This window comes from Pseudomonas sp. GM21, assembly GCF_000282215.1.
Lineage (GTDB): Bacteria > Pseudomonadota > Gammaproteobacteria > Pseudomonadales > Pseudomonadaceae > Aquipseudomonas.
Genome location: NZ_AKJS01000209.1, coordinates 1 through 455 on the forward strand (window position 1 = coordinate 1; position 455 = coordinate 455).

General features: G+C 60.2%; 1 protein-coding gene. It reads right to left on the minus strand.

Features of this window, described 5'->3' with window-relative positions; all coding sequences use genetic code 11:
• Window positions 1-455, minus strand: a 455-nt coding sequence (locus tag PMI22_RS00010; protein ID WP_007949561.1) for an OprD family outer membrane porin, incomplete at both ends; no start/stop codon positions are given.

Consider the following 455-nt stretch of genomic DNA (forward strand, 5'->3'; position numbering starts at 1 on the left):
CCGAGGGCGACGAAGTTGTAGTCGTGGCGCACCTGCCAGGATTTTTCCTGGGCGTTGTCGTAGCTGGAGTTATAGCTGTCGTTGGCCAGGGTGCCGCCACTGGTGCCGTTGACGCGCATCCAGAGATCGTCACCGGTGAGTTTTTGCAGGCCGACGTAGAAGGCGTGGCCACCGTGCTTGGCCGAGAGCATGGCGAACCCGGTTTTGTTGTCGAGGTCGCCGGCCAGGGCGCTGCCGTTTTCTTTGCCGATGAAATAGCCCAGGTTGGCGCCGAGGACCCAGTCGCCAATCGGCTGGCTGTGGTTGAGGTTGTAATACTGTTGCTGGTAGAGGTCGCTGAGTTCGGCGTACCAGGCACCGACCTGGGTGCGTTTGTCGTTGAACGTGTATTCGCCGCCGCCGAAGTTGAAACGGTCCGACGTGAAGGCCGCGGATTTGCCGTTCATGAACATGTC